Raw genomic sequence first — 6,448 nt, 5'->3', positions numbered from 1 at the left:
ACCCCGGCACGGCCCCTCCCAGCGCTCCCCGTCACTCCTGCGCCGCCTCCGCACGCCGGTGGACGCGCGGCGTGCGCCCCTGGGGCCGCCACGGCGACGGCCGGTGCGACCGCGCCCGCCGACACCGGCGGGGCCGAGAAGCGCGGGGTCCGCGTGTTCGGTCAGTATCGGCTGACCCGCCCGGAGGACAGTTCGTCGCCGCTGGAACCGCGGGTCCCGGTGAAATAGGCGCCGTTGCCGTCGCGGGTTCCGCCGGCGCGCGGACAGCCGTTTCCGAAACCGTTGCGCCCGGCCTCGGCCACCGCCTTGTCGGGCCAGACGGGGCCGTGCGCGGATCTGGACGGCGGGGGTCACCGTGCCGCCGCATCCGGTGCGCGGACCGGGGCCGTGGACGGAGTTCCCGGATGCGGTGGGCGCTGGCGCCGAGCACGCACGCTGACGAGGACGGGGCCGCCGCGACCCGCTCCCGGCCTACGCCGCTGCGGCCGTGGAAACCCCGACGAGTACGGTTCCCGCGGCGAACACTCCGTCCGCGATGATTCGGGCGGCGCTGTTCCCGCCCTTCGCTTTTCCGCATTCCGCTGGGAGGGGGTTGCGCGCGTTCAGGATGATTCCCGGGCGCCCCTTCGCGAAACGGGGCTGTGGATAACTGGAAAACGGTGTTGCGGGTATTTGGGGATGGTTTGTTGTGCGAGGCGAGGGGGCCGGGAGAACGTGCTCTCCGGGAGAGCGCGGTGTCCGGCCGCGCGCACGGCCCCCGGAAAACACGGTGCCCGGCGGCCGAGGCCGCCGGGCACCGTGCGCGGACCACCGAACCGGTGGCGGGCCGCGACTACTTCATCCTGTTGCCCGCGGACTTCAGGTGCTGGGCGGCCTCCACCACGCGGGCGGCCATGCCGGCCTCGGCCGCCTTGCCGTAGGCGCGGGGGTCGTAGGCCTTCTTGTTGCCGATCTCGCCGTCGATCTTCAGCACACCGTCGTAGTTCTTCATGATGTGGTCGACCACGGGGCGGGTGTAGGCGTACTGCGTGTCGGTGTCGACGTTCATCTTCACCACGCCGTACTCGATGGCCTCGTGGATCTCCTCCATGGTGGAGCCGGAGCCGCCGTGGAAGACGAAGTCGAACGCCTTGGCCCGGCCGTACTTCTCGGCGACGGCCTCCTGGGCCTTCTTGAGCACCTCCGGGCGCAGCTTGACGAAGCCCGGCTTGTAGGAGCCGTGCACGTTGCCGAAGGTCAGGGCCGTCAGGTAGTAGCCCTTCTCGCCCAGGCCCAGCACCTCGGCGGTGCGCAGGGCGTCGTTCGGCGTGGTGTAGAGCTTCTCGTTGATCTCGCCGACGATGCCGTCCTCCTCGCCGCCGACGACGCCCACCTCGATCTCCAGGATCGTCCGCGCGGCCTTGGAGGCGGCCAGCAGCTCCTCGGCGATCTGGAGGTTCTCCTCCAGCTCGACCGCCGAGCCGTCCCACATGTGGGACTGGAACAGCGGCTCCTGGCCCTTGGCCACGCGCTCCTTGGAGATCTCCAGCAGCGGGCGGACGAAGCCGTCGAGCTTGTTCTTGGGGCAGTGGTCGGTGTGGAGGGCGATGTTCACCGAGTACTTCTCGGCCACGACGCGGGCGAACTCGGCGAAGGCGACCGAGCCGGTGACCATGTCCTTGACCGTGGCGCCGGACAGGAACTCCGCGCCACCGGTGGAAATCTGGACGATGCCGTCGCTTTCGGCCTCGGCGAAGCCGCGCAGGGCGGCGTGCAGCGTCTGGCTGGAGGTCACGTTGATGGCCGGGTAGGCGAAGCCCTCGGACTTCGCGCGGCTCAGCATCTCGGTGTAGACCTCGGGGCTGGCGATGGGCATGCTTGACTCTCCCTGGATTCGGCCTGGAGCGAGCGGCCGCCGGTATCACGCCGACGGCACCCCACGTGCGTTGCCCCGGTGGAGACGGACGTCGGGGGGCGGCGGCCCTCGGGCCGTGCGTCCGTGTGTGTCCACCAGGTGTCACCCAAGTATCCCGAATACCCGGAGCCCTTGAAAAGGTCTAGACCAAATTGCCCGAGGTTGTCGGTGTAGCCGCAGCTGGCGGGGGTCGGCGCCCGGGCTCCGCGCACCCGGGACGACGGAGAGTGACCCCTTCATCCCCCTTGTGACGGAATTGTGGGGGACGGGGGTCTTCCATGCGGCTGCTGTCGCTTTTTGCCGTGATACGCGCTACATTCAACGCCGTGGGAAGGCATAGGAATGATCCTCGCGGCGTTGGCCAGGTGATGGCCATCGTCGGAGCCGTCGTGCTCCTGGTGACGCTCCTGGCCCTGGGCGGTTTCTTCCTGTACCGCTCCCTCCCCGGCACCAGCGTGAGCGCCACCGCCTCGGAGACGGCGGGCGAGAGCACGGAGCCGAGCAACATGGGCGTCCTGTACGTCCGCGTCGTCGGCGAGTCCAGCGACGTCTTCGTCCGCATCCCCGGCGGCGACGTGCTGATGGACCAGAACATGAGCCAGGGCCAGTCGGTCAACTACGCGACCGCCGCCGAGGGCCTGGAGGTCACCATCGGCGCCCCCGCCGCCGTCGAGGTCTTCGTCGACGGCGACGAGCGCGACATCTCCGACCGCGAACCCGGCTTCAGCTTCACGATCGACCCGCAGGACGGCTGAGGCCGCCCGGGCACGAACCCCGGCGGCGCACCCGCCCCCGGGCACGGGCCGCCGGAACGCCCCGCGGCGCCCCGCGGCCGCGCGTGCTAGACGTCCAGGTCGGAGACCCCGTACACCGCCCGGTACTCCAGACCCTCCTCGGTGACCCGCTCGCGCGCGCCCCGGTCCAGGATCAGCGCGACCGCCACCACCTCGGCGCCCGCCTCGCGCAGCGCCTCCACGGCCGTCAGCACGGAGCCGCCGGTGGTGGAGGTGTCCTCCAGGGCGAGCACGCGCCGCCCGCGCACGTCGGCCCCCTCGATCCGCTTCTGGAGGCCGTGCGCCTTGCCCGCCTTGCGCACCACGAAGGCGTCCAGCGTGCGCCCGCGCGCGTGCGCGGCGTGCAGCATGGCGGTGGCCACCGGGTCCGCGCCCAGCGTCAGGCCGCCGACCGCGTCGAACTCCAGGTCCGCGACGTTGTCCAACATGACCGAGCCGACCAGCGGCGCGGCCTTCCCGTCCAGGGTCACCCGGCGCAGATCGACGTAGTAGTCGGCCTCCATACCCGAGGACAGGGTCACCTTGCCGCGCACGACCGCCTTATCGTTGATCTGACGCAGGAGTTCATCACGTTCGCTCATGATCAGTGAGCCTAGAACACCGGACGGGACGCGGGCGCACCGCATCACCCCCGGTGGGAGGGACGGCCATGCCGCAGTCCGGGGACACGGTCCGGGTGGAGACCACCGTCGACAGCAGGGACGGCGCCGAACGGCTGGCGCGGTCGGTGGTCGAGCACAGGCTGGCGGCCTGTGCGCAGGTGAGCGGGCCCGTCACCAGCTTCTACCGCTGGGAGGGCCGGGTCCAGGCCGACGAGGAGTGGATGGTGGTGGTCAAGACCGCCGCCGACCGGCTGGACGAGCTCACCGCGCACATCGGCGAGGTCCATCCCTACGACGTTCCCGAGGTCGTCGCAGTGCCCGTCACCGGTGGCAACCCCGCCTACCTGGAGTGGGTGCGCGACGAGACCCGGGGAGGCACCTCCGCGTGATCGCCGTCCTGCTCCCCCCGACCCTCGGCGAACCCACGAGGCTGCCCGGCCTGGCCGACCGGCTGGCCGGGTACGGCATCACCGCCGTCCGCCCCGAGGTGGGCGGCGACGAGCACCCGCCGCACGCGGCCCGCTACGTCGCCCGCGCCAGCCTGGAGGTCAACCGCCTGGTCGCGCCCGATGCGCCGACCGCGCTCGTCGCCGAGGGCGGCGCCGGACCGCTGCTGGGCGCCGTGGGCGCGGCCCAGCGGGCGGCGCACCGGCCGGTGTTCGGCTACGTGCTGGTGGACGCGTTCCTGCCCCAGCCGGGCGGCCCCACCCGCGCGGACGTCGCGAGGACGCAGAGCCCCGAGGGCGCGGTCCCGGACACGGCGATCCCGCCCGGGGAGCCCGCCGGTTACCGGACCGAGCCGCTGCCGACGGTCTCCGACTGGCCGGACGCGCCGTGCGGCTACCTGCTCACCGATCCGGGCCTGCGCCACGCGGCCCGCCTGGCGCGGCTGCGCGGTTGGAGCGTGCGCGAGGCGGCCCCGGAGGAGGCGTCCGAGGCCCTGGCAGCGCTGCTGGTGGAGCTGCGCGGCGGCTCCTGAGACGCCGCGTCGCCCGGGTCGGCGCTTCGGCCCCCGGGCGGCCGGTGCCTCCCGGGCGGCGCCATGAGCAGGGCGCACGGTGGCGGGCCGGGCACGGTGCGGCGGTGGGAAAACCGGGTGACACCGCGGGGCGGGCTGCGGAGAATCGGCGCATGATCACCGACCACTTCCCGCCTCTGGGCCTGCGGCTGACCACACCCCGCCTCGAACTGCGGCTCCCGTCCTTCGACGACCTCGGCCAGCTGGCCGAGGTCGCGGTGGAGGGCGTCCACGACCCGGACACCATGCCCTTCGTCGTACCGTGGACCGACCAGCCGTCGGACGAGCTCGCCCTCGGGGTGATACAGCACAACCTGGGGACCCTCGCCTCGTGGAAGCCGCAGGACTGGGGGCTCAACCTCGTCGTGGTCCACGAGGGCGCCGTGGTGGGCATCCAGGACATGCGGGCGCGCGACTTCGCGGTCACGCGCCAGGTCGGCACCGGATCGTGGCTCGGAAGGGCCCACCAGGGCAGGGGGATCGGCACCGAGATGCGCGCCGCCGTGCTGCACCTGGCCTTCGAGGGGCTGGGCGCCGTGGCGGCGGTGTCGTCGGTGTTCGAGGGCAACACCGCCTCGGAGCGGGTCTGCGAGCGCCTGGGGTACCGCGGGAACGGGTTCGACCTGATCGAGGTCAGGGGTGAGCGGGTGGTGAAGAACCACTACCGGCTGACCAGGCGGGACTGGGCGGAGCACCGCACGGTCCCGGTCACCGTGACGGGCCTGGAGCCGTGTCTGCCGTTCTTCGGGCTGGACGGGTCCGAGGCCTAGCAGCGGGCGCGGGAGCGTCGGCCCCGCGTCTACGGCGAGGGGGCCGACGCGGTGCCGGCGGCGGCCGGGCCGGACCCGCGCACGGTCACGAGGGGGACCAGCAGGCCGACCAGGAGGCCGGTCAGCATGCCCAGCCCGGTGACCACGCCGCTGACGAGGGGCACCCAGTCGGGGCGCCCGGTGAGGGCCATCGCCAGTCCCGCGGCGCCGAGCACCGACATGTAGGCGGCGACGGCCAGGAGCGAGCGGGTACGCCAGTGCCGGGCCAGCGGGAGGAAGTGCAGACCGACGGCGAGGGCGATCCAGGCGACGTTGGCCTGCACGGGCGCGTCCAGGGCGCGCAGCACCTGGATGCCGCCGAAGAGCAGGACCGCCTCCAGCAGCACGACCACGCCGTAGAAGGCGTCGAACCGCATCCGCGGCCCCTCGGGGCCGGGCTCGGGATCCGCGGCGGGACCGGACCCGCGGCCCGTGACCACCGCCAGCACGACCACCCCGACGAGCGCCGCGACCGCGAACACCCGCAGCACGGAGGCGAGGGTGGGGTCGAGCGGCGGCCCGGAGTTGGCCAGGACGAAGGCGAGGCCGAAGCCCGCGCCGATGAGGGATCCCACGAACCGCGTCATCGAGCGAAGGTACCAGCGGGCGAGTCCGGGTCCAAGGGTGTTTCCTGGCCGTTCGTCCCGCTGCTCCTCCCCCGAGTCGCAGCACCACGCAGCGTGTTCGTTCGGCGAGGCAAGCCGCGACCCGGTCCCGCTCCGGCCCCAGCCCTCGCGTGAGCGTGCGGCCCGGACGGAACCTACCGGCGGACCTGGACGACCACAGTGCCCGCCGCCTTGTCGTGGAGGCACTTGCGGGTCCTCTTGTCACGCAGGGGCCACAGGACGTTGGTGATCGACCAGGGCAGGATCCAGTTGACCGGGTTCATGCCCGGCGAGTAGAGCAGCGCACGCACGAACGCGCGACCGAGCTTGACCCTTCCGCCGCCGTCGGAGCGCACCACCCACAGACCCAGCAGGATCTTGCCGACCGACCGTCCCCACAGGCGGACCTGGAGCGCCTCCACCACGATGGACAGCAGGAAGAAGTTGAAGACGGCGGTCACCATGAAGGCGATCTCGCCGGGGCCGCCGCCGTCCATCTCGCCGCCGCCGATGATCACGCTGACGATGACTCCCAGCACCATCATCGCGTACCAGACGCAGCCGACGACGAACGTGTCGACCATCCTGGCCACGAAGCGCACCCCCATCTCGGCGCGGCCGACCTCGGGGTTGTCCGGGTTCCAGTGTCCGGGGTCGGTGAGGGCCGGCGGAAGCCAGTTCTGCGGCGGGGGGTAGTAGCCCTGATGACCGTGCGCGTAAGGGGTC

At 72.4% G+C, this 6,448-nt stretch carries 8 protein-coding genes; 4 read left to right on the top strand and 4 right to left on the bottom strand.

From position 1 onward, the window contains the following. Window positions 1-832: 832 nt before the first annotated feature. Window positions 833-1,855, bottom strand: coding sequence for a class II fructose-bisphosphate aldolase (fbaA, locus tag DQW06_RS11140; RefSeq protein ID WP_013155626.1), 1,023 nt, complete (start codon window positions 1,853-1,855; stop codon window positions 833-835). 407 nt (window positions 1,856-2,262) lie between these two features. Between fbaA and DQW06_RS11135 the strand changes: the two genes are divergently transcribed. Continuing rightward, window positions 2,263-2,649, top strand: a complete 387-nt coding sequence (locus DQW06_RS11135) for a RodZ domain-containing protein (protein WP_117198401.1) — start codon at window positions 2,263-2,265, stop codon at window positions 2,647-2,649. 86 nt (window positions 2,650-2,735) lie between these two features. Here DQW06_RS11135 and pyrE read toward each other — a convergent pair whose 3' ends face one another. After that, window positions 2,736-3,269, bottom strand: coding sequence for an orotate phosphoribosyltransferase (gene pyrE, locus DQW06_RS11130; protein ID WP_013155624.1), 534 nt, complete (start codon window positions 3,267-3,269; stop codon window positions 2,736-2,738). Window positions 3,270-3,337: 68 nt separating this feature from the next. Between pyrE and cutA the strand changes: the two genes are divergently transcribed. The 3 genes from cutA (at window position 3,338) to DQW06_RS11115 (ending at window position 5,078) form a co-directional block, all read left to right on the top strand. Next, window positions 3,338-3,679, top strand: coding sequence for a divalent-cation tolerance protein CutA (gene cutA, locus DQW06_RS11125; protein ID WP_013155623.1), 342 nt, complete (start codon window positions 3,338-3,340; stop codon window positions 3,677-3,679). Beyond that, window positions 3,676-4,269, top strand: coding sequence for a hypothetical protein (locus DQW06_RS11120; RefSeq protein WP_013155622.1), 594 nt, complete (start codon window positions 3,676-3,678; stop codon window positions 4,267-4,269). Before cutA ends, DQW06_RS11120 begins: the two co-directional genes overlap by 4 nt. Window positions 4,270-4,421: 152 nt before the next feature. Further along, window positions 4,422-5,078, top strand: a complete 657-nt coding sequence (locus tag DQW06_RS11115) for a GNAT family N-acetyltransferase (RefSeq protein ID WP_013155621.1) — start codon at window positions 4,422-4,424, stop codon at window positions 5,076-5,078. A gap of 29 nt (window positions 5,079-5,107) precedes the next feature. Here the strand turns inward: DQW06_RS11115 and DQW06_RS11110 are convergent, their stop codons facing one another. Further along, the gene (locus tag DQW06_RS11110; RefSeq protein ID WP_071623025.1) at window positions 5,108-5,704 is read right to left on the bottom strand and encodes a hypothetical protein; all 597 of its coding nucleotides are present in this window, start codon (window positions 5,702-5,704) and stop codon (window positions 5,108-5,110) included. A gap of 173 nt (window positions 5,705-5,877) precedes the next feature. Further along, the coding region (locus DQW06_RS11105) for an RDD family protein (protein WP_157983407.1) at window positions 5,878-6,448 on the bottom strand (571 nt) is incomplete at its 5' end.

Source organism: Nocardiopsis sp. TNDT3 (assembly GCF_003427465.1).
GTDB lineage: Bacteria > Actinomycetota > Actinomycetes > Streptosporangiales > Streptosporangiaceae > Nocardiopsis > Nocardiopsis dassonvillei.
Note: the sequence above shows the minus strand (reverse complement) of the source record. Positions and strands in the feature narration are given on the sequence as shown.